The organism is Actinomycetospora sp. ABD4_176 (genome assembly GCF_056311855.1).
Genome location: NZ_CM149974.1, coordinates 2,963,898 through 2,983,702 on the forward strand (window position 1 = coordinate 2,963,898; position 19,805 = coordinate 2,983,702).

Consider the following 19,805-nt stretch of genomic DNA (forward strand, 5'->3'; position numbering starts at 1 on the left):
GTCCTCCCCGGGCGGGGTCGGGTCCTCCCCACTCCGCGCGCGCCGTGCCGGCAGCAGGCTCGTGATCGTCCCGCCCGCCCGGCCCACCGGAGCCCGCGATGAGCTACCAGCTCGGTGTCGACCTCGGCACGACGGCCACCACGGCCGCCGTCCACCGTCCCGGCCGTGCCGACAGTGCCGGTGTCGTCATCCTCGGCGAGCGCAGCGCGGCCATCCCGTCGCTGCTGCTGTGGCCGGCCGAGGGGCCGCCGCTGATCGGTGACGACGCCGAGCGGCGCGCCGCCGCCGAGCCGACCCGCGTCGCCCGCGGCATCCGCCCCCGCCTCCTCGACCCCGTGCCGTTCTCGCTCGGCGGGGCGCCCTTCGCCGCCGGCGCGCTGCTGGGGGTGCTGCTGCGCCGGGTCGTCGACCTCGTCGCGCAGCGCGAGGGCGGGGCGCCCGCGGGCGTGGTCCTGACCCACCCGGCGACCTGGGGCGCGGCGCACCGCGACGCGTTCGCCGAGGTGGCGGCCTCGCTCGGCCTCGGCGAGACCGCCCTCGTCACCGCGCCGGAGGCGGCCGTCACCGATCACCTCGCCCGGCGGTGGGCCGTCGCCGACGGGACGCTCGCCGTCGTCGACCTCGGCGGGGGCAGCCTCGACACCACGGTGGTGGCGCACGCGGGCGGCGGGACCGCGGTGCTCGGGCGGCCCGGGAGTGTCGAGCACCCCGACGACGACGAGCCCACCGGGGAGCGGATCCTCGATGCGCTGCAGCGCACGCTCGCGAGCGCCGGCCTCGCCGCGACCGACCTCGACGGCGTCCTGCTCACGGGCCGCACGACCCGCCCGGGCGTCCTGGCGGCGTCGCTGGGTGCGGCGCTGGGGCGCCCGGTCGAGACCGGGCCGGAGCCGGAGCACGCGGTCGCGATCGGTGCCGCGCGCCTCGGCGCGCAGATCGGGTCGACGTCGGCGCCCCCGCCCCGTGCGGCGGCGGACGCGGAGCCCGTGACCGTGCGCGTCGAGCACCCCGCGCCCGTCGCCGCGGGACCCGTCGCCCTTCCCGCGCCGGCCCCGGCCGGCGCCGTCGTGCGGACGGCGCAGCGACGTCCGCGGCGCGGCCTGGCCGCCGGGCTCGCGGCGGCGGCGATCGCGCTGGGCGCGGCCGGCGGGGGCGCGCTCGCCCTGCTCGGCGCCGCGTCCCCGGCCGTCGCGGCCCCGCCGGCGCCGCTGCCGACGGCGCCGGTCGCGGCGGAGACCACGACCACCGCGACGACCACGGAACCCGTCGAGACGGCCGAGCCGGAGGTCACCTCGGTCGCCGACACCACCAGCGACACCACCACGCGCGCCGTGACACCCCGGGCGCGGACCGCCACCAGCACCACGACCACCACGTCGACGGCCACCGAGACGTCGGAGCACCGCCCCGCGGTTCCCGCGACTCCCACGACGACCGGCCCGACGACCGGCACGACGACCGGCACGAGGACGGCCGCGACGACACCGACCACCACGACCCCGGCACCGAGGATCCCGACCAGACCCCCGACCAGAACCCCGGCGACGACACCCGGAACCCGTCCGACCAGCAGCAGAGAGCGGGCTAGTGGGCGCGGGCGCGGGGGGTGCGAGCGAGGGCGGTGCCGAGCTCGGCGGTGGTGAGCGGCGTCGGGGTGTCGTAGGCCTCGCGCACGATCGCCGCGCCGCGGACGTCGTGGTCGGCGGTGTAGTGGTTCGTGACCACGACCGTCGCGATCCCCGCCGCCAGCGCCGCCCGCAGCCCCGGCCCGGAGTCCTCGACCGCCACGGCCCGGGCGGCGTCGACGTCGAGCCGGGCGAGCGCGAGCCGGTAGGCCTCGGGGTCGGGCTTGAGCTCCGCGACGTCGTCGCCGCACACCACGACCTCGGCGGTCCCCGCGCCGAGCAGGTGGGCGAGCAGCGGCTCCACCCACGCGCGCCGGCCGGTCGTCGCGACCGCGATCCGCACGTCGTGGGCGCGCAGGTCGTCGACGAGCGCGGGCAGCCCCGGGCGCGGGCCGACCTCGCCGCGCCGCACCACGTCGACGAACAGCTCGGTCTTCGTGCGGTGCACGGCGGACGCGAGCTCCTCGGCGTCGTCGACCCCCTGCGCCCGGAGCGCCGCCGCCACCCGCTGCCGCCCGCCGGTGATCGTCAGCAGCTCGCCGTAGTGCTCGACGCCCCAGGTCAGGTCGAGCCCGTGCGCGGCGAACGCCTCGTTGAACGCGACGCGGTGCCCGTCGCGCTCGGTGTCGGCGAGGGTGCCGTCGACGTCGAAGACGACGGCCTCGGGGAGGTCGGGGGTCACCGCGCCGCCTCCGTGAGGTGGTAGAGCAGCAGGAGCTGGGCGATGGCGAGCGGCTCGCTGCGCGCGTCGCCCACCCGCCCCAGGCACTCGGGGGTCTCGGTGTCGGGCGCGCCGAGCGAGGTCCAGATCGCCTTCTCCACCGCGAGGCTCTCCTCGCGCGGCACGTAGCCGTGCACGTGCAGCGACTCGACCGGCCGTCCGTCGGGGTCCCGCTCGAGCTTGAGGTGCATGGCGCGCGAGAGCCCGGGCTGCAGGGCCTCGGTGAGGTCGGGGTGGTCGATCGTCGGGCGCATCATCATCGTCGCCGAGAGCGGCGTGTCCGGCGGGTCGTCGCGGCTCTCGATCGGCGCGAAGCGCACGACGAGGTCGGCGTTGGCCCGCTGCGGGCGGATGTGGGCCGCCGACTCGGGCTCGCGGCGCTCGAGCTCGGCGAGCACCTTCTCCTCGGTGTAGCCGCGCCTGCTCGTGTCGCGGGCGACCTTCCAGGCGCGGCGGATTTCCTCGGGCGGGTCGAGGAAGACGGTGACGTCGAAGCAGGCCCGCGAGAGCTTGCTCCACAGCGGGAAGAGACCCTCGACGATGACGAACTCGGCGGGCTCGACCAGCTCGGGACGCACGAGCTCGCCGGTGCCGTGGTCGTAGACCGGCTTGAGCACGGGCGCGCCCGTCGCGAGCAGCTGCAGGTGCTGCTCCATGATCTCGAGGTGGTTGCAGTCGGGGTGGAGCGCGGTGAACGGCAGCTCCTTGCGCTCCTCCCGGTCGTAGCGGTGGTAGTCGTCGGTGCACAGCGACACGCACCGCTCGGGGCCGAGGGCCTCCACCAGACCGCGGGTCATCGTCGTCTTGCCGGCGGCGCTGTCCCCGGCGATCGCGAGCATCACCGGGCGACGGGGCGACGGCACACCGCCGGCGCGGCGGATGCGCAGGGACTTGTCGGGCACGAGCTCTCCCTTCGTCGACCCGGACGCTAGGCACCGCCGCCCGGCGCCTGCTCCCCCGTGACGGGGGGCGCGACGGGGGAGACGCCGCGCAGCGCCGTCCCTAGGGTGGGCCGGATGACGGGGACCGGACCGCTGCGCGTGGTCCTGGTCGACGACCACGAGATGGTGATCGTCGGGCTGAAGGCGATGCTCGCCCCGTTCGCCGGCCGGGTCCGCGTGGTGGGCAGCGCGAACGGCGCCCGCGAGGCCCTCGACGTCGCCGTGTCGTTGGACCCCGACATCGTCCTGTGCGACGTGCGGCTGCGCGGCGACAGCGGCCTCGACCTGTGCCGCAGCCTCGCCGAGCGCGCGCCGGGGCAGAAGGTCGTGCTGCTGTCGGTGTACGACGACGAGCAGTACCTCTACCAGGCGCTGCGCGCCGGGGCGGCCGGCTACCTGCTCAAGCACATCGGCGGCGAGGAGCTCGTCCGCCACCTCGAGCTCGCCGCGTCCGGGACGACGGTCGTCGACGCGACGATGGCCGGGCGCGCGGCGGCGTCGGCGGCCCGCCTGGAGCGCGACGAGTTCTGGCCGGGCGCGCACCTCGGGCTCACCCAGCGCGAGAGCGAGGTCCTCGCGCTGCTCGTCGCCGGGCACAGCAACCGCGCGATCGCCGCCGAGCTCGTCATCGGCGACGAGACGGTCAAGAGCCACGTGCGCTCGCTGCTGCGCAAGCTCGCGGTGCCCGACCGCACCGCGGCCGTCGCCGCGGCGCTGCGGGAAGGGGTGTTCCGGTGACCCGCGGCCTGGGGCTCGCCGACCCCGAGCGGGAGAACGCCGTCCTGCTCGCGATCATCGAGGCCGCGACGAGCGGGCCGGGCGTGGAGCCGCTGGCCGCCGCGGTCGCCCGCGTGATCACCGAGGCCACGGCCACCGACGTCTGCTTCGTCCACGTCCTCGACGACACCGAGCCCTCGCTGACCCTCGCCGGCGCCACCCCGCCCTTCGACGCCCAGGTCGGCGCGGTGCGGCTCCCGCTCGGGACCGGCGTGACGGGCTGGGTCGCGAGCCACCGCGAGCCCGTCGTCATCCCGGCCGACAAGCAGGACGACCCCCGCTACGTCGCGATCCCGGAGCTGCGCGGCGAGGCGTACACGTCGATGGTGTCGGTGCCGATGGAGAGCGAGCCGGCGGGGCTGGTCGGGGTGCTCAACGTGCACACCGTCGCGCGCCGGGAGTTCGACGACCGCGACGTCCGGGTGCTGCGCACCATCGGGCGGCTCGTGGCGGGCGCGGTGCACCAGGCTCGGATGCACCGCCGGCTCGCCGCCCGCGAGGAGGCGCACGGGCGCTTCGCCGAGCAGATGGTCGCGGCGCAGGAGGCCGAGCGGCAGCGGCTGGCGCGCGACATCCACGACGGCATCTCGCAGCGACTGGTGACGCTGTCGTTCCACCTCGACGCCGTGCGGACGTTCCTCGACCGGGCCGAGGCGCAGGCGGCGCGGACCGACCTCGCCACGGCCTGCGACCTCGTCCTCACCACCCTCGACGAGGCCCGCGCCGCGATCGGGGCGCTGCGCCCGCCGGTGCTCGACGACCTCGGGCTCGCCGGCGCCCTCGCCGCCCTGGCCCGCGGGCTGCCCGACGTGCGCGTCGTCCTCGACCTCGACGACCGCCGCCTGCCCGAGCACGTCGAGGTCGCGCTGTACCGGATCGCCCAGGAGACCCTGCAGAACGTGCTCAAGCACGCGCGGGCCGGCGAGGTCGACGTGCGCCTGGCGGCCACCGACGGCGGGGTCCACCTCACGCTCACCGACGACGGCGTCGGGTTCGACCCCCACGACGCCCGGGCCGGCTCCCACGGCTACGGCCTCGCCTCGGTGCGCGAGCGCGCGGAGCTGGTCGGGGGCACCGTGCGCGTGATCTCCCGGCCGGGGACCGGGACGTCGGTGACCGTCACCGCTCCCCTCGACGATGAGCCGAACGGCGAAGGGTCGACCCGGAACACTTGATTGTCCTGCGCAGCGTGCGCCCGCACGCTCGGGACATGGCCGATCGATGGAGCGCGGGCGTCATCCCCTACGCGGAGATGGGGTACTGGCAGCCCGACTACGAACCGAAGGACACCGACCTGCTCTGCGCGTTCCGCGTGACGCCGCAGGACGGGGTGCCCCCCGAGGAGGCGGGCGCGGCGGTCGCCGGCGAGTCCAGCACGGCGACGTGGACCGTCGTCTGGACCGACCGGCTCACGACCTTCGAGCACTACCAGGCGAAGTGCTACCGGGTGGAGCCCGTCCCGGGCGTCGAGGGGCAGTGGATCGCCTACATCGCCTACGACCTCGACCTCTTCGAGGAGGGGTCGATCGCGAACCTGACCAGCTCCATCATCGGCAACGTCTTCGGCTTCAAGCCGCTCAAGGCCCTGCGCCTCGAGGACATGCGCATCCCGCCGCACTACGTCAAGACGTTCCAGGGGCCGGCGCACGGGATCGTCACCGAGCGCGAGTACCTCAACAAGTTCGGCCGCCCGCTGCTCGGCGCGACGACGAAGCCGAAGCTGGGGCTGTCGGCGCGCAACTACGGCCGCGTCGTCTACGAGGCCCTGCGCGGCGGGCTGGATTTCACCAAGGACGACGAGAACATCAACTCCCAGCCCTTCATGCGCTGGCGGGACCGCTACCTCGCCTGCATGGAGGCCGTGAACCGGGCGCAGGCCGAGACCGGCGAGGTCAAGGGCCACTACCTCAACGTCACCGCCGCGGACATGGAGGACATCTACGAGCGCGCCGAGTTCGCCCGCGACCTGGGCAGCGTCATCGTCATGGTCGACCTGACCGTCGGCTACACGGCGATCCAGTCGCTCGCGAAGTGGGCGCGGCGCCACGGCGTCGTCCTGCACCTGCACCGCGCCGGCCACGCGACCTACACGCGCCAGAAGAACCACGGCGTGAGCTTCCGCGTCATCTCCAAGTGGATGCGCCTCGCCGGCGTCGACCACATCCACGCCGGCACGGTCGTCGGCAAGCTCGAGGGCGACCCGGCGTCGGTGCACGGCTTCTACGACGTGCTGCGCAAGGGCCGCTACGACGCCGACCCGTCGAAGGGCCTCTACTTCGAGCAGGACTGGGTGTCGATGCCCGCGGTGATGCCCGTGGCCTCCGGCGGCATCCACGCCGGCCAGATGCACCAGCTGCTGCACCACCTCGGCGAGGACACCGTCCTGCAGTTCGGGGGCGGCACCATCGGCCACCCGATGGGCATCGCCTCGGGCGCCGAGGCCAACCGCGTCGCGGTCGAGTCGATGATCAAGGCGCGCAACGAGGGGCGGGACTACCTCACCGAGGGCCCGGAGATCCTCCGCGACGCCGCGAAGCGGAACAAGCCGCTGGACATGGCCCTGTCGACATGGGGCGACGTCACCTTCGACTACGCGTCCACCGACACCGTCGACGCCACCCCGACGCCCGCCTGAGGAGGACACCGTGCGCGTCACCCAGGGAACCTTCTCGTTCCTGCCCGACCTGACCGACGACGAGATCACCGCGCAGATCGCCTACGCGCTCGAGCACGGCTGGCCCTGCTCGGTGGAGTACACCGACGACCCGCACCCGCGGAACACCTACTGGGAGATGTGGGGGCTGCCGCTGTTCGACCTGCAGGACCCCGCCGCGGTGCTCGACGAGGTGCGCGCCTGCCGCGACGAGCACCCGGAGCACTACGTGCGCGTCAACGCCTACGACGCCTCGCTGGGTCGCCAGACCGTCGCGCTGTCGTTCCTGGTCAACCGGCCGAGCGAGGAGCCCGGCTTCCGCGTCGACCGCCAGGAGGGCGCGGACCGGCGCGTCACCTACTCGATCCACTCCTACGCCACCGAGCGGCCCGCGGGCTCGCGCTACGGCGACGCCCGCGGCGGTTCGCGGAGCAACGGTCATGGGTCCGGCCATGGGCAGCACTGACAACGGGCGGGTCTCCTTCGCGACGGCCGGGCGGGCGTCCCGTCCGGCCGTGGCGGATCCGGGGCCCTCGTCGGACGAGCCGGACACCACGCTGGCCCCCGACGCCGTCGTCGACCTCGACGACGTCCGGCGGGAGGCCGGTGTCGACGACGTCCTCGACGGCCTCGACCGCGAGCTCGTCGGGCTCGCGCCGGTCAAGGAGCGGCTGCGGGAGCTCGCGGCGCTGCTGGTCGTCGACCGGGTCCGCGAGCGCTTCGGCGTGACGACCGACCGCCCGACCCTGCACATGTGCTTCACCGGCAACCCCGGCACGGGCAAGACGACGGTGGCGCAGCGGATCGGCGACCTCCTGAAGGGGCTGGGCTTCCTGCGCCGCGGGCACCTCGTCACCGCGACGCGCGACGACCTCGTCGGCCAGTACGTCGGGCACACCGCGCCGAAGACGAAGGAGATCGTCGGCAAGGCGCGCGGCGGCGTGCTGTTCGTCGACGAGGCCTACTACCTGCACCGGCCGGGCAACGAGCGCGACTACGGCGGCGAGGCCATCGAGATCCTGCTGCAGGCGATGGAGTCCCACCGCGACGACCTCGTCGTCGTGCTCGCCGGCTACGCCGACCGGATGGCGACGTTCTTCGAGGCCAACCCCGGCATGCAGAGCCGGATCGCGCACCACGTCGACTTCCCCGACTTCTCCGCCGACGAGCTGGTGACCATCGCCGAGGGCATGGTCGCCGAGCAGGGGCTGGGGTTCTCGGCCGAGGCGCGCACCGCGCTGCGCGAGTACCTGGCACTGCGCCGCGAGCAGGAGTGGTTCGCCGGCGCCCGCAGCGTCCGCAACGCCCTCGACCGCGCCCGCATGCGCCAGGCCCGGAGGCTCTCCGAGGGCGGCGACCGCGTCGGCCTCGCCGACCTCACCACCCTCGAGGCCGCCGACCTGCGCGCCAGCCGCGTCTTCGCCGGCGGCCACCGCGGCTGACTCTCATGTGAGTACTTTCCGGGCCTATAGGCCCGGAAAGTACTCACATAGGTTCGGCGGGTGACCACCACCGCGCGCCTGCGGGCGTTCGTCGCGCTCGCCGACCGGGGGTCGGTGCGCGGGGCCGCGGCGGCGCTGGTGGTCACCGAGTCCACGGTGTCGGCTGCCGTGCGCGCGCTGGCCGACGAGGTCGGCGTCGCGCTGCTGGAGCGCGACGGGCGCGGCGTGCGCCTCACCCCCGCCGGCGCCCGCTACGCCGACTACGCCCGCCGCATCCTCGGCCTGCTCGACGAGGCCACGACCGCCGCGCGCGGCGAGGCCGACCCCGAGCACGGGCACATCCGCCTCGGCGCCGTCACCACCGCCGGCGAGCACCTCCTGCCCGCCCTGCTCGCCTCGTTCCGTGCCCGCCACCCGCACGTCGGGGTCGGCGTCGAGGTCTCCCCCAGCGCCGCGGTGTGGGCGATGCTGCGCCACCACGAGCTCGACGTCGTCGTGGCCGGCAGCCCGCCGGGCGACCTCGACGGGCGGGTGCGCGCGCGGCGCGACAACACGCTGACCGTCGTCGGTACCCCCGACGCGGCGGCCGGCTTCGACCCCGCGACCGCGACCTGGCTGATGCGCGAGACCGGATCCGGCATCCGCGCCACCCTCACCGCGCTGCTCGAGGACCTGCCCGGGGACCCGCCCCGGATGGTGCTCGGCTCCCACGGCGCGACGATCGCCGCGGCGCGGGCCGGGCTCGGGGTGACGCTGGTGGCGCGCGAGGGCGTCGCGCGCCTGCTCGACGAGGGCGCGCTGGTGGAGCTGGCGGTGCCGGGCGTCCCGATCGCCCGCCCCTGGCACGTCGTCACCCACCCCGACGCCACGGCCAGCACCGAGCTCCTCGTCCGCCACCTGTGCGAGGACGAGGAGCTCGGGTGGGTGCGGGTCTGACCCCGACGGCTCAGACAGCGACGGCCCGGTCGACCTCTCGCCGCAGCGCCGCTCGGCCCGCGTCGGCGGCGGCCGGGTCGCCGCGCCACGCGAGCAGCGCCGGCGACACGAGAGCCCGCCCGAACGAGAACGTCAGCGGCCACGGCCCGCCGAGCCGGCGGATCGCGGCGAGGTTCGCGGCGGCGGTGGCCGGGGGCTGGCCCCCGGAGAGGAACGCGACGCCGGCGAGCTCGTCGGGCATCGTCGCGCGCAGGGTGTCGACGGTCGCACGGGCGACCTCGGCCGGCCCCGCCGCCTGCCGCGCACCCTCCCCCGCGGTGACCATGTTCGGCTTGAGCACCATCGCCGCCGGGTCGACGCCCGCGCGGTCCAGGGCGCGGGCGAGCGTGGCCAGGGTGCGGGCGGTGGCCGCGGCGCACACCTCGATGCGGTGCCCGCCGGCGCTGAGGATCTCGGGCTCCACGATCGGCACCAGCCCGCCGGCCTGGCAGGTGAGCGCGTAGGCGGCGAGCGCTTCGGCGTTCGCCTCGAGGGCCCGGGGCGACGGGCGGCCGGCTCCGAGGTGGAGCACGGCGCGCCACTTCGCGAACTCGGCGCCGAGCGCCACGTACTCCGCGACCCGGTCGGCGAGGCCGTCGAGGCCCTCGGTCACCGTCTCGCCGTCCTCGCCGCCGTCGAGGGGCGCGGTGCCGGTGTCCACCTTGATGCCGGTCTGGATCCCGGCGTCGGCGAGCGCCGCGGGGAACGGGCGGCCGTCGGCGAGGTGCTGGCGCAGCGTCTCGTCGCACAGAATGACGCCGCTGACGCCCGCCTCGAGGTCCTCGGTGGTCAGGAGCAGCTCGCGATACGCCCGGCGCTGCTCCTCGGTCGGGGCGACGCCGGCGTCCTCCAGTCGCCGCGACATGGTCCGCGGGCTCTCGTCGGCGGCGAGGATCCCGCGCCGCCCGGCGACGAGGCGCGCGGCGGTGGCGCGCAGCTCCTCGGACGCCGGCGTGGTGGTCCCGGTGGCAGGGCTCGTCGGACTTGTCGGACTGGTCGCGGCGGTCGTGGTCACGGCGGCCTCCTCGGGCGATGGTGCGCGTCGACCGACGCTACGAACGCCCGCGACCGACGACGTCCCCTGCGCGGTGGAGCGGGCGGGGGATCCGTCACTCCGTCTCCTCGTCGACCAGCTCGCCGGCCCGACCTCAGCCCCCGCGGAGCACCCGCAACGCCGGCCGGGGCGACGGCTGCTCCTCGACCCGGTCGCCGTGGTGGACCGGGTCGCCGTCGTGCGCCAGCCGCAGTCCCGGGCCGCGCGAGTCCCCGGGCGCGCCTGCCTCGTCCACCACCGTCAGGGCCTCGACGAGGCAGTGCAGCAACGCTTCCCGGGGCACGGACCGGGAGATCCACACCTGCCGGCGGTCGGCGTCGGCGACCCACGCCGTCCTGCCGTCGAGCGGGACCCAGTAGACGCTGACGCCCGCGTCGGCGAGCAGTGGCAGGGCGGCGAGGGCGTCGGGCTCGGGCGCGGACGGTGATGACCCGGTCATGCCCGGTGAACGAGATGATCACGGAAGCGGATCGGAAGTGGCGACATCCGCAGTGCTCCGGCCACGCAGGAGAGGGAGCGGGTTCGGCGTATCGGCCCCAGGTCACGACCGGCGACGACGCCGAGAGCCGCGCGAGGGCGCACGACCTCCGCGTCCTCGTGCGGGTGGCTCACCCCGGTGCCGCGGGGATCGCCCGCGGCACCGGGGGAGATCACCCGACCCGGATGCCGGCGGGCAGGCGGGTGCCCTCGCCGGCGAGGGGGTCGGAGTCGCAGGCCCGGTCGGGACGGCGCACCGACAGCGCCAGCGGCACCGGCCCGCCGTCCTTGCGCGGGCCCCTCGTCGTGCGGTGCGAGTGGTCCAGCGACGGCTTGGGGACGACGGTATCCATCTCGAGCTTCGCGAGCTCGCGCTCGCCGTTGCCCAGCACGCACTCCGGGTCCGGGCCGTCGAGCGGCAGGCCCGTGAAGAACTTCGCCGCCATGCAGCCGCCCTGGCAGGCGTCGTAGTGCGAGCACTTCGTGCACGCCCCGCCGGACTGCGGGCCGCGCAGCTCGGCGAACAGCTCGGACTCCTGCCACACCGCCTGGAACCCGCCCTCGGAGCGCACGTTCCCGGCCAGGAACTGGTCGTGGATGGCGAACGGGCAGGCGTAGACGTCGCCGACCGGGTCGATCAGGCACACCACGCGCCCGGCACCGCACAGGTTGAGCCCGGGCAGCTCCTGGCCGAACGCGGAGAGGTGGAAGAACGAGTCGCCGGTGAGGACGTCCTCGCCGCGGGCGACCAGCCAGTCGTAGAGCTGGCGCTGCTGCTCGCGGGTCGGGTGCAGCTCGTCCCACGAGTCGGCGCCGCGTCCCGACGGGCGGAAGCGGGTGATCCGCAGCTGGGCGCCGTAGCGGTCGGCGATGGCCTTGAACTCGTCGAGCTGGTCGACGTTGTGGCGCGTCACCACGACGCTGATCTTGAACTGGCCAAATCCGGCCCCGTACAGGTTCTCCATCGCCCGGATCGCCGTGGCGTAGGAACCGGGCCCGCGGACGTGGTCGTTGACCTCGGCCGTCGCGCCGTCGAGGGAGATCTGCACGTCGACGTAGTCGGTCGCGGCCAGCTGCGCCGCCCGCGCCTCGTCGAGCTTGACGCCGTTGGTGGAGAACTTGACGCCGACGTCGTGGGCGATCGCGTAGTCCAGCAGCTCCCAGAAGTCGCTGCGGACCGTCGGCTCGCCGCCCCCGATGTTGACGTAGAAGACCTGCATGCGCTGCAGCTCGTCGATGACCGCCTTGCACTCGGAGGTGGAGAGCTCGTTCGGGTCCCGGCGGCCGGAGCTGGACAGGCAGTGCACGCAGGACAGGTTGCAGGCGTAGGTGAGCTCCCAGGTCAGGCAGATCGGGGAGTTCAGACCTTCGACGAAGTGGTCGACGAGCTTCATGTGGTGTCCCCCTGCGAGCGCTGCTTGATCGTGCCCGCCTGCGCCAGGCCGGCCAGGGCCTTCAGGTACTGGTCCCGCTGCCCGGCGGGGACCTCGGCGGCCTCGAGGGCGCCGTGGACGTCGGGGTGGTCGGCGAGCGTCTCGACGACCCGGACCAGGGGCCGGGTCTTGAGGAACGACAGCCGGCGGGTGTGGAAGTCGTAGACCAGGGCGCCGAACGACTCCGGACGCACCGAGACCGAGCCGGAGATCCGGTACGGCCGGTCGGCGTCGAAGTGCCCGACGCCGGCGGGGGCGGCTCGCGGGCCGGCCCCCGCCGCCGTCGTCGACATCAGTAGACGCCGCACATGCCGTCGATCGAGACCTCCTCGACGAGGGTCTCCTCGACCAGCTCCTCGTTCTCTCCCATGCGTCCTCCTCACCTGCGGTGCCTCGGGCGCTGGGAACGCTAAGCGGCACTCGGTGCCACCACCAGCCGTCCGGCGGACGGGATTGCCCTGTCCGTTCGGTGGGGGCGGCGGATCACCCGGGTTGGTAGAGGATGCTCGTGTGGTGACGACGAGGAGCGCGCGCCGGGTGCCGGTCGCCCGGCGCCTCGAGGACGTCGCCCTCGAGCTGTTCGCGACGCAGGGGTTCGACGAGACCACGGTCGACGAGCTCGCCGTCGCCGGCGGGGTCGGCCGGCGGACCTTCTTCCGGTACTTCCCCACCAAGCTCGACGTCGTCCTCGGCGAGCTGGACGACGGCCTCGCCGCGCTGGCCGGGGTGCTGCGCGAGGAGCCCGGCGACGACCCGGTCGCCGCCGCGCGCGCCGCCTTCCTCGCGGTCAATCGGTACGCCGACGCCGAGCTCCCCGCGCTGCGCCGGCGCCTCGGGCTCATCGAGGACGTGCCCGAGCTGGCCGCGCGGGCCACGGTGCGCTACCGCGACTGGGAGCAGACCCTCGCCACCGACGCCGCCGGGCGCTGGGGCGCCGACCCCGCGTCGCTGCGCGCGCAGGTGTTCGGGCGCGCCGTCGTCGCGGCGATGCGCGCGGTGTTCAGCGCCTGGCACAGGCGCCCGGAGGCGGACGCGGCGGCGCTCGGCGCGCTGGTCGAGGAGGCGTTCGACGCCCTGGCGCGGGGGTTCTCGTCGCCGTGAGCGCACCCGAGGAGCTCATCGACCTCGACCCCGACTCGACCGCCCCGCCCTACGAGCAGCTGCGCGCCCGCATCACCGAGCTCGCCCGCACCGGCGCGCTCGCGTCGCACACCCGCCTGCCCGCGGTCCGGCGCCTCGCCGGGGACCTCAACCTCGCGCCGGGCACCGTCGCCCGCGCCTACCGCGAGCTCGAGGCGGCCGGGGTCATCGAGACCCGCGGGCGGCTGGGCACCTTCGTCGTGGGCGGGGCGTCGGACGCCGACCCGGCCCGCGAGCTCGCCGCCGAGTACGCCCGCCGGGTCACGGCGCTGGGCGTCTCGCGCGAGCGCGCGCTGGACCTCGCCCGCGCGGCGCTCGCCGAGCGGTGAGGGCGACGGCGCGCCCGAGCCGGCCCGTGGGCGAGCGATGCCCTCGCTGCCCCCCACACCGCCGGGGACGCCCTCGCTCCCCTACCAGGGCACCTCGGCCCGGTCCTCCCACAACCGCCCGGTGGGCGCGGGCTCGGAGGGGCTGGACTCCCGCCGGCAGAGCCAGATCGCCGTGTCCGCGCCCTGCTCGATCGACCGGGGCGCGTCGGGGCCGCCCATGTCGGTGCGGCAGTGGCCCGGGCAGGTGGCGTCGACGAGCACCCCGCGCCGGCCCAGCGCGAGCTCGTGGGCGAGGTTGCGGGTCAGCGCGTTGAGCCCCGCCTTCGCGACGCGGTAGGGCGCGAGCCCGCCGGCGGTGCCCGGGCCGGTCATGCGCCCGAGGCAGGCGGACAGGTTGACCACCCGCCCCCACCGGCGCCGCGCCATTCCCGGCACCAGCGCACCGACCAGCGCGAACGGGGCGTCCAGGTCGACCGCGCGGACGTCGCGCCACTCCCCCAGCGACGCGTCGAGGGTCTTCGAGCGCCGGGCGCTCATCACCGCCGCGGCGTTGACCAGCACGTCCACCTCGAGGCCCTCGACGCGCGCGGCGATGCCGTCGACGTCGGCGAGGTCGTGCACGAGTGCCCGCCCGCCGAGCGCCTCCATGGCCGGGGACAGCGCGTCCCCGTCCCGCGCCACGCCGATCACCGAGGCGCCCGCGGACGCCAGGCCCGCGGCGATCGCGCGGCCCAGGCCCCGACTGGCACCGGTGACGAGCGCGGTGCGGCCCGCGAGGTCGGTGGAGCTCACCGGCCCGAGGTTCCCGCGGGCGGCCCCTTCCACCCGCGCCGCTTGTCGCGTTTCACTGGCAACAACGGTCGTGGGGCAACGCCGCACGATGGCCAGGTGGGCCACCTGCCCGAAGGTGCAGGCCGGGCACCGTCGCCGTGGTCGGGATCACCGCGCGGCCCTGTCCCCGTGACCCGCGCCACCCCTAGCGTCGCGCCGGATCGCGAGGAGCCCGCCCGACGGGGCGAGGCTCCGAGGACCGCACCGACGAGAGGACACCCATGCAGGTCGACGAGCTGCTCAAGCCGTTCCCGATCAAGGAGTTCCACCCCTTCCCCCGGGCGCTGCTGGGGCCCGGCTCGCACGAGATGATCGGCCCCGAGGCCCTGAAGATGGGCTTCAAGAAGACGCTGATCATGACCTCGGGTCTGCGCGGCACGGACATCGTCCACAAGATCTCCGAGTCCATGAAGTGGCACGGGATCGAGACGGTCATCTACGACCAGGTCGAGTCCAACCCCAAGGACTACAACGTCATGGACTCGGTGAAGCTGTACCAGGAGAACTCCTGTGACAGCTTCGTCTCCATCGGCGGCGGCTCCTCGCACGACGCCTGCAAGGGCGCCCGCGTCTCGGTCGCGCACGACGGCCGCAACGTCAACGAGTTCGAGGGCTTCAACCAGTCCGAGAACCCGAAGAACCCGCCGCACATCGCGGTCTCGACGACGGCCGGCACGGGCTCGGAGACGTCGTGGGCCTACGTCATCACCGACACCACGACCGACCCGAACAACCCGCACAAGTACGTCGCGTTCGACGACGCCTCGGTGACCAGCCTGGCGATCGACGACCCGGTCCTCTACTACGACTGCCCGGTCGACTTCACCGCCCAGTGCGGCTTCGACGTGCTCGCGCACGCCTCCGAGCCCTACGTCTCGCGGCTGAACTTCGAGCCGAGCCTCGGCAACGCGATCCGGGCGATCGAGCTGACCAACGAGCACCTGCGCGAGGCCGTGTGGAACGGGCAGGACCTGCCCGGCCGCCAGGGCATGATGTACGCGCAGTACATCGCCGCCCAGGCCTTCAACTCCGGCGGCCTCGGGATCATCCACTCGATCTCGCACGCGGTGTCCGCGTTCTACGACACCCACCACGGCCTGAACAACGCCGTCGCGCTCCCCCGCGTGTGGGCGTTCAACATGCCGGTGGCCTACAAGCGCTTCGCGCGCATCGCCCAGGCCATGGGCGTGGACACCACGCACATGACCGACGTCCAGGCCGCCGAGGCCGCGCTCGCCGCGTCCATCCGGCTGCTGCGCGACGTGGGCATCCCGGAGAAGTTCACCGACGTCACCCAGGACTCGTACTCGAAGAACCGCCTCGGGCAGGGCCCGACCAAGTTCTACGAGAACGAGAAGACGATCACGGGCAACGACGCCGACGTGGACCGCATCACCAACCACGTCCTCGGTGACGCCTGCACCCCGGGCAACCCCAAGGAGTGCACGTTCACGACCGTGCGCCCCGTCGTGGACCACTGCATGAACGGCGACCTCGACGACCTGCTCAGCTGATCGCCGCGCCCGGTGCCCGGTGAGGTCGGCCTCCGCGCTGGCCCACCGGGCACCGGTGTGTTCCCCTCGATCCGCCACCTGTTGGAAGGACACCGCGTGACCAGCACGACCACCGACGCCAGCTACCCCTTCGGTTCGGTCGAGGAGGTCGTGGACGCGCTCGCCGCGCAGGGCTACATCGCCGACCGGCGTCTGGCCACGACGGTGTTCCTGCTGACCCGCCTCGAGAAGCCGCTGCTGCTGGAGGGCCCGGCCGGCGTCGGCAAGACCGAGCTGGCGAAGATGCTCGCCCTGGCGACGGGCCGACGCTTCCTGCGACTGCAGTGCTACGAGGGCCAGGACGAGACCAAGGCCCTCTACGAATGGGACTACGGCAAGCAGCTGCTCTACACCCAGATGCTGCGCGAGAAGATCGCCGAGATCGTCCAGGACGCTCCCGACATCAGGACGTCGGTCGAGCGCATCGCCCACCAGGACAGCGTCTTCTTCTCCGAGGAGTTCCTCGCCGAGCGGCCGCTCATGGAGGCCATCCGCTCCGACGAGCCCGTCGTGCTGCTGATCGACGAGGTCGACCGCGCCGACGAGGCGCTCGAGGCCGTGCTGCTCGAGACGCTCGGCGAGTTCCAGATCTCGGTGCCCGAGGTCGGCACGTTCACCGCCGAGAACGCGCCCTACGTCATCCTGACCAGCAACAACACGCGTGACCTCGCCGCCGCCCTCAAGCGCCGCTGCCTGCACCTGTTCCTGGACTACCCCACCGCCGAGCGCGAGCTGGAGATCGTGCGCTCGAAGGACACCGGGCTGGGAGAGGCGGCCGCGCGCGAGCTCGTCGAGGTCGTCCGTGGCCTGCGCGAGCTCGAGCTGCGCAAGGCGCCGAGCATCTCCGAGACCATCGACTGGGCCCGCACCCTGGCCGTGCTGGGCGTCGACGAGCTGAACTCGCAGATCCTCTCCGACACCGTCTCCGTCGTCGTCAAGTACGACAAGGACGTCACCAAGGCCCTCGGTGCGCTGCCGAAGCTCGTCGACCCCAACGCGGTCGTCGACGACGCGCACGGCCACGGGCACGGGCACGGGCACGGCCATGGCCACGAGCACGACAACGGGCACTCGAGCGGCCCCGCGCCGGCGACCGCGCGGCCCGTGCACGACGACGAGGAGGACGGTCCCGACGGGCGCGCGGTCCGCGCCGCCAAGGACCAGGAGGGCCGGCACGCGGGCGTCTACGGCGCCCCGGGCCGGGAGTACCAGGAGCGCGCCCGCTCGGGCGAGGCCGAGCCCAGCAAGAAGCGCCCGGTGAGCTCGGGCCAGGGCAGCCGCTCGTTCGGGCTCGGCAAGAAGCGCGCGCTCTAGCGGCCCCGCGAGCGAGAGGAGGCCCCCGCGTGGAGGCCAGCATCCACCGCTTCGTCCGTCTGCTCCGCATCCGGCAGGTCCGGATCTCCACCTCGGAGGTCCTCGACGCCATGCGCTGCGCGCGCGAGCCCGGCGTGCTCGCCGACCGCGAGACGCTGCGGGCCGCCCTGCGCGTCGCGCTGGTCAAGGACATCCGGGACGAGGCGACGTTCGACGAGATCTTCGACGCGTTCTTCGCCCTGGTCCGCATCGGCGCCGAGGACCGGGGGCACGGCCACGGTCACGGGCACGAGGACCTGTCCGACGACGGCACGCTCGAGGACTTCACGCTCTCCGAGGAGCCCGGCGAGACCCCGCAGCAGGGCCACGACCACGGCAAGCCGGTGGACATCAAGGAGTTCTTCGACCCCGAGGACATGGCCCAGCAGTACAACCTGCACCAGGAGGCCAACAAGCTCGACCTCGCGGCGATGACGGACGAGATCGTCTTCTCCAAGGACGGGGCCACCGACCAGACCGGCACCACCGAGAAGGTCCAGATCGAGACCGACCGCCTGCACGGTGGCGGCCTGCCCGGCGACATCGCCACCGAGTCCGGCACGAAGGTCGACGCCGACCTCAACGTGGCCCAGCAGGAGGCCCTGCTCGGCTGGCTACAGGGCGTCGAGGACGGGATCTCCGACGACGGCGACGAGACCGACGCGATGGCGCTGCGGCGCCGGCTCGCCGGGATGCTCGAGAACCTCCCCGAGGCGATCAAGCGCCACCTCGAGCGGCTGCTGGAGATCGAGCAGCGGATCGTCGACGGCGGGCACGCCGACTCCGAGGCCCACCGGGCCGAGGTCGACCGCGCCGAGGAGCACGAGCGCCAGCAGCTCGAGGACTCCCTGCGCCGGCTCGCGAAGACCCTCCACGGCGCGCTGACCCACAAGCGCCGCGAGTCCCCCCGCGGGCGGATCGACCCCGGGCGCACGATGCGGCGCAACATGCGCTTCGACGGCGTGCCCTTCCGGCCGGTGACCGTGGCGCGCACGGAGGACAAGCCGCGCCTGGTGATCCTCGCCGACGTGTCACTGTCGGTGCGGGCCACCGCGCGCTTCACGCTGCACCTGGTGCACGGCCTGCAGGACATGTTCGGCCAGGTGCGGTCGTTCGCGTTCGTCGCCGACCTCATGGAGGTCACCGACCTGTTCGCCGACCACACCGTCGAGGACGCCCTCGGGCTGATCTTCGGTGGCGACCTCATCGACGTCGACGCGAACTCCGACTACGGCACCGCGTTCGGCACGTTCCTCGACGACCACTCCTCGGCGGTGAACCGGCGCTCGACGGTGATCGTGCTGGGCGACGGCCGGGGCAACGGCAACGACGCCAACATGGAGGCCTTCGCCGAGATCACCCGCCGGGCGCGGGAGACGATCTGGCTCACCCCGGAGCCCCGCTACTCGTGGGGGCTGGGCGCCTGCGACCTGCCGCGCTACGCCGAGTACGTCGATCGCATCCGTGTCGTCCGCGACCTCACCGGGCTCTCCGAGGTCAGCCACGACATGGCGGCCGAGATGATCGGCAGATGACCGGGCTGGCGGACGCGCCCGCGGCCGGCTCGACGGGGATCGTGCGGATCGACCCCCTCGCCCCGTCGCACCCGGGCCGCTGGGAGGACGACCGGGTCGTCGTGTGCCACGTCGACCGGGGCGCGGTGCCCGTGCGCCTGGTCGCGGCGCGGCCGCCGGAACGGGTCACCGACCACTTCGAGGTGCACCGCCAGGGCGAGCGGTTGCTCGTGCTGCACCGGCTTCGGCCCGACGAGCTCGACGACGACATCGCCGGGCTGATCGCGGGCGAGCTGGGCGGGCTCGTCGCGTCGGCCGGCGACTTCGAGCGCATCTTCACCGGCATCGTCCGCTCGACGGTCAGCGACCCGCTGACGGCCTGGTCGACGTTCTACGCCAACAGCCTCGCCGTCCTGCGCGCACCGGGGCACGAGACGGCGCCCGACGTCGCTCCCGAGTCGTCGCTGGCGGCCTTCGCGCCGGTGCACGAGCGGGCGCTCGTCGAGGTCCGCGGCCGCACGGTGCTCGACGTCGGCTCGTGCTTCGGGTTCCTGCCGCTGCGCCTGGCGCAGGAGGGGTTCGAGGTCGTCGCCAGCGACCACACCCCGGGCACCATGGGCCTGCTCGGCGCCGTCGCCCGGCGCCGCGGCGAGGCCGTGCGCCCCGTCGTCGCCGACGCCCGGACCCTGCCCGTCGCCGACCGCGCCGTCGACACGGTCACCGCGGTCCACCTGCTCGAGCACCTGCCCCCGCGCGAGACCGCCGGCGTGCTCGACGAGGCGCTGCGCGTCGCGCGCCGCCGCGTCGTCGTCGCCGTGCCCTACGAGGACGTCCCCGAGCCCGTGTACGGCCACCTGCGGACCTTCGACCACGCCGCCCTGTACGCGCTGGGCGAGCGCTCCGGACGCCCGTTCACCGTCGCCGACGACCACGGCGGCTGGCTCGTGATCGAGGCCGGCTAAGTGTCAGCGGAGTGGCTCCGCTGAC

21 protein-coding genes are annotated in these 19,805 nt (G+C 74.3%); 13 read left to right on the top strand and 8 right to left on the bottom strand.

Going from position 1 to position 19,805, the window contains the following annotated elements:
* Positions 1 to 98: 98 nt before the first annotated feature.
* Positions 99 to 1,643 carry an Hsp70 family protein gene (locus tag ACYX4T_RS14330; protein ID WP_476009979.1) on the top strand — a complete coding sequence of 515 codons (1,545 nt, stop codon included), beginning with the start codon at positions 99 to 101 and terminating at the stop codon, positions 1,641 to 1,643.
* Here ACYX4T_RS14330 and ACYX4T_RS14335 read toward each other — a convergent pair.
* Together ACYX4T_RS14335 and ACYX4T_RS14340 are read right to left on the bottom strand one after the other, a co-directional pair.
* Positions 1,585 to 2,307, bottom strand: a complete 723-nt coding sequence (locus ACYX4T_RS14335) for an HAD-IA family hydrolase (RefSeq protein WP_476009980.1) — start codon at positions 2,305 to 2,307, stop codon at positions 1,585 to 1,587. The two genes, ACYX4T_RS14330 and ACYX4T_RS14335, sit on opposite strands and share 59 nt — an antisense overlap.
* Entirely contained in the window at positions 2,304 to 3,248 is a 945-nt protein-coding gene (locus ACYX4T_RS14340) for a phosphoribulokinase (RefSeq protein ID WP_476009981.1), read from the bottom strand. Before ACYX4T_RS14340 ends, ACYX4T_RS14335 begins: the two co-directional genes overlap by 4 nt.
* Before the next feature lie 114 nt (positions 3,249 to 3,362).
* Between ACYX4T_RS14340 and ACYX4T_RS14345 the strand changes: the two genes are divergently transcribed.
* Genes ACYX4T_RS14345 through ACYX4T_RS14370 form a run of 6 tightly spaced genes read left to right on the top strand, consistent with a single transcriptional unit; the run spans position 3,363 to position 9,095 of the window.
* Complete coding sequence (locus ACYX4T_RS14345; RefSeq protein ID WP_476009982.1) at positions 3,363 to 4,025, top strand: response regulator; 663 nt, start codon at positions 3,363 to 3,365, stop codon at positions 4,023 to 4,025.
* Positions 4,022 to 5,239: a GAF domain-containing sensor histidine kinase gene (locus ACYX4T_RS14350; protein ID WP_476009983.1), complete on the top strand. Its 1,218-nt coding sequence runs from the start codon at positions 4,022 to 4,024 to the stop codon at positions 5,237 to 5,239. Before ACYX4T_RS14345 ends, ACYX4T_RS14350 begins: the two co-directional genes overlap by 4 nt.
* Positions 5,240 to 5,274: 35 nt before the next feature.
* Entirely contained in the window at positions 5,275 to 6,699 is a 1,425-nt protein-coding gene (locus tag ACYX4T_RS14355; RefSeq protein ID WP_476009984.1) for a form I ribulose bisphosphate carboxylase large subunit, read from the top strand.
* 10 nt (positions 6,700 to 6,709) lie between these two features.
* Positions 6,710 to 7,183, top strand: coding sequence for a ribulose bisphosphate carboxylase small subunit (locus tag ACYX4T_RS14360; RefSeq protein WP_476009985.1), 474 nt, complete (start codon positions 6,710 to 6,712; stop codon positions 7,181 to 7,183).
* Positions 7,170 to 8,159: an AAA family ATPase gene (locus tag ACYX4T_RS14365; RefSeq protein ID WP_476009986.1), complete on the top strand. Its 990-nt coding sequence runs from the start codon at positions 7,170 to 7,172 to the stop codon at positions 8,157 to 8,159. The genes ACYX4T_RS14360 and ACYX4T_RS14365 overlap by 14 nt, the downstream gene beginning before the upstream one ends.
* Positions 8,160 to 8,219: 60 nt before the next feature.
* Positions 8,220 to 9,095 carry a LysR family transcriptional regulator gene (locus ACYX4T_RS14370; RefSeq protein ID WP_476009987.1) on the top strand — a complete coding sequence of 292 codons (876 nt, stop codon included), beginning with the start codon at positions 8,220 to 8,222 and terminating at the stop codon, positions 9,093 to 9,095.
* 10 nt (positions 9,096 to 9,105) lie between these two features.
* Here ACYX4T_RS14370 and ACYX4T_RS14375 read toward each other — a convergent pair whose 3' ends face one another.
* From ACYX4T_RS14375 to mftA, 5 genes are all read right to left on the bottom strand, one after another.
* Positions 9,106 to 10,149, bottom strand: a complete 1,044-nt coding sequence (locus ACYX4T_RS14375; RefSeq protein ID WP_476009988.1) for a class I fructose-bisphosphate aldolase — start codon at positions 10,147 to 10,149, stop codon at positions 9,106 to 9,108.
* Between the two features lie 133 nt (positions 10,150 to 10,282).
* A complete protein-coding gene (locus ACYX4T_RS14380; RefSeq protein ID WP_476009989.1) occupies positions 10,283 to 10,627 on the bottom strand; it encodes a hypothetical protein in 345 nt (114 codons plus the stop codon).
* Positions 10,628 to 10,838: 211 nt separating this feature from the next.
* Positions 10,839 to 12,059 carry a mycofactocin radical SAM maturase gene (gene mftC, locus ACYX4T_RS14385; protein WP_476009990.1) on the bottom strand — a complete coding sequence of 407 codons (1,221 nt, stop codon included), beginning with the start codon at positions 12,057 to 12,059 and terminating at the stop codon, positions 10,839 to 10,841.
* The gene (gene mftB / locus ACYX4T_RS14390) at positions 12,056 to 12,391 is read right to left on the bottom strand and encodes a mycofactocin biosynthesis chaperone MftB (protein WP_476009991.1); all 336 of its coding nucleotides are present in this window, start codon (positions 12,389 to 12,391) and stop codon (positions 12,056 to 12,058) included. Before mftB ends, mftC begins: the two co-directional genes overlap by 4 nt.
* Positions 12,391 to 12,468, bottom strand: coding sequence for a mycofactocin precursor MftA (gene mftA / locus ACYX4T_RS14395; RefSeq protein ID WP_408630132.1), 78 nt, complete (start codon positions 12,466 to 12,468; stop codon positions 12,391 to 12,393). The genes mftB and mftA overlap by 1 nt, the downstream gene beginning before the upstream one ends.
* Positions 12,469 to 12,611: 143 nt before the next feature.
* Here mftA and ACYX4T_RS14400 point away from each other — a divergent pair, with 143 nt between their 5' ends.
* On the top strand, positions 12,612 to 13,199 hold the full coding sequence (locus tag ACYX4T_RS14400; protein WP_476009992.1) for an acyl-CoA-like ligand-binding transcription factor: 588 nt from the start codon (positions 12,612 to 12,614) through the stop codon (positions 13,197 to 13,199).
* Positions 13,196 to 13,567: a GntR family transcriptional regulator gene (locus tag ACYX4T_RS14405; protein ID WP_476009993.1), complete on the top strand. Its 372-nt coding sequence runs from the start codon at positions 13,196 to 13,198 to the stop codon at positions 13,565 to 13,567. Before ACYX4T_RS14400 ends, ACYX4T_RS14405 begins: the two co-directional genes overlap by 4 nt.
* Before the next feature lie 81 nt (positions 13,568 to 13,648).
* On the opposite strand, the gene ACYX4T_RS14410 is transcribed toward ACYX4T_RS14405, so the two are convergent.
* Positions 13,649 to 14,359: an SDR family NAD(P)-dependent oxidoreductase gene (locus tag ACYX4T_RS14410; RefSeq protein WP_476009994.1), complete on the bottom strand. Its 711-nt coding sequence runs from the start codon at positions 14,357 to 14,359 to the stop codon at positions 13,649 to 13,651.
* Positions 14,360 to 14,619: 260 nt separating this feature from the next.
* Between ACYX4T_RS14410 and mdo the strand changes: the two genes are divergently transcribed.
* From mdo to mftM, 4 genes are all read left to right on the top strand, one after another.
* Positions 14,620 to 15,912 carry an NDMA-dependent methanol dehydrogenase gene (gene mdo, locus ACYX4T_RS14415; protein WP_274230606.1) on the top strand — a complete coding sequence of 431 codons (1,293 nt, stop codon included), beginning with the start codon at positions 14,620 to 14,622 and terminating at the stop codon, positions 15,910 to 15,912.
* 96 nt (positions 15,913 to 16,008) lie between these two features.
* The gene (locus ACYX4T_RS14420; RefSeq protein WP_476009995.1) at positions 16,009 to 17,265 is read left to right on the top strand and encodes an AAA family ATPase; all 1,257 of its coding nucleotides are present in this window, start codon (positions 16,009 to 16,011) and stop codon (positions 17,263 to 17,265) included.
* A gap of 29 nt (positions 17,266 to 17,294) precedes the next feature.
* Positions 17,295 to 18,839, top strand: a complete 1,545-nt coding sequence (locus tag ACYX4T_RS14425; protein WP_476009996.1) for a VWA domain-containing protein — start codon at positions 17,295 to 17,297, stop codon at positions 18,837 to 18,839.
* Positions 18,836 to 19,780, top strand: a complete 945-nt coding sequence (gene mftM, locus ACYX4T_RS14430) for a mycofactocin oligosaccharide methyltransferase MftM (RefSeq protein WP_476009997.1) — start codon at positions 18,836 to 18,838, stop codon at positions 19,778 to 19,780. The genes ACYX4T_RS14425 and mftM overlap by 4 nt, the downstream gene beginning before the upstream one ends.
* Positions 19,781 to 19,805: the final 25 nt, after the last annotated feature.

What these genes read in the sequence shown, in the direction of transcription:
- ACYX4T_RS14330 (WP_476009979.1), top strand. Translation starts at nt 99, where the DNA reads ATGAGCTACCAGCTCGGTGTCGACCTCGGCACGACGGCCACCACGGCC.
- ACYX4T_RS14345 (WP_476009982.1), top strand. Translation starts at nt 3,363, where the DNA reads ATGACGGGGACCGGACCGCTGCGCGTGGTCCTGGTCGACGACCACGAG.
- ACYX4T_RS14355 (WP_476009984.1), top strand. Translation starts at nt 5,275, where the DNA reads ATGGCCGATCGATGGAGCGCGGGCGTCATCCCCTACGCGGAGATGGGG.
- ACYX4T_RS14365 (WP_476009986.1), top strand. Translation starts at nt 7,170, where the DNA reads ATGGGCAGCACTGACAACGGGCGGGTCTCCTTCGCGACGGCCGGGCGG.
- ACYX4T_RS14380 (WP_476009989.1), bottom strand. Translation starts at nt 10,627, where the DNA reads ATGACCGGGTCATCACCGTCCGCGCCCGAGCCCGACGCCCTCGCCGCC.
- mftC (WP_476009990.1), bottom strand. Translation starts at nt 12,059, where the DNA reads ATGAAGCTCGTCGACCACTTCGTCGAAGGTCTGAACTCCCCGATCTGC.
- mftB (WP_476009991.1), bottom strand. Translation starts at nt 12,391, where the DNA reads ATGTCGACGACGGCGGCGGGGGCCGGCCCGCGAGCCGCCCCCGCCGGC.
- mftA (WP_408630132.1), bottom strand. Translation starts at nt 12,468, where the DNA reads ATGGGAGAGAACGAGGAGCTGGTCGAGGAGACCCTCGTCGAGGAGGTC.
- mdo (WP_274230606.1), top strand. Translation starts at nt 14,620, where the DNA reads ATGCAGGTCGACGAGCTGCTCAAGCCGTTCCCGATCAAGGAGTTCCAC.
- mftM (WP_476009997.1), top strand. Translation starts at nt 18,836, where the DNA reads ATGACCGGGCTGGCGGACGCGCCCGCGGCCGGCTCGACGGGGATCGTG.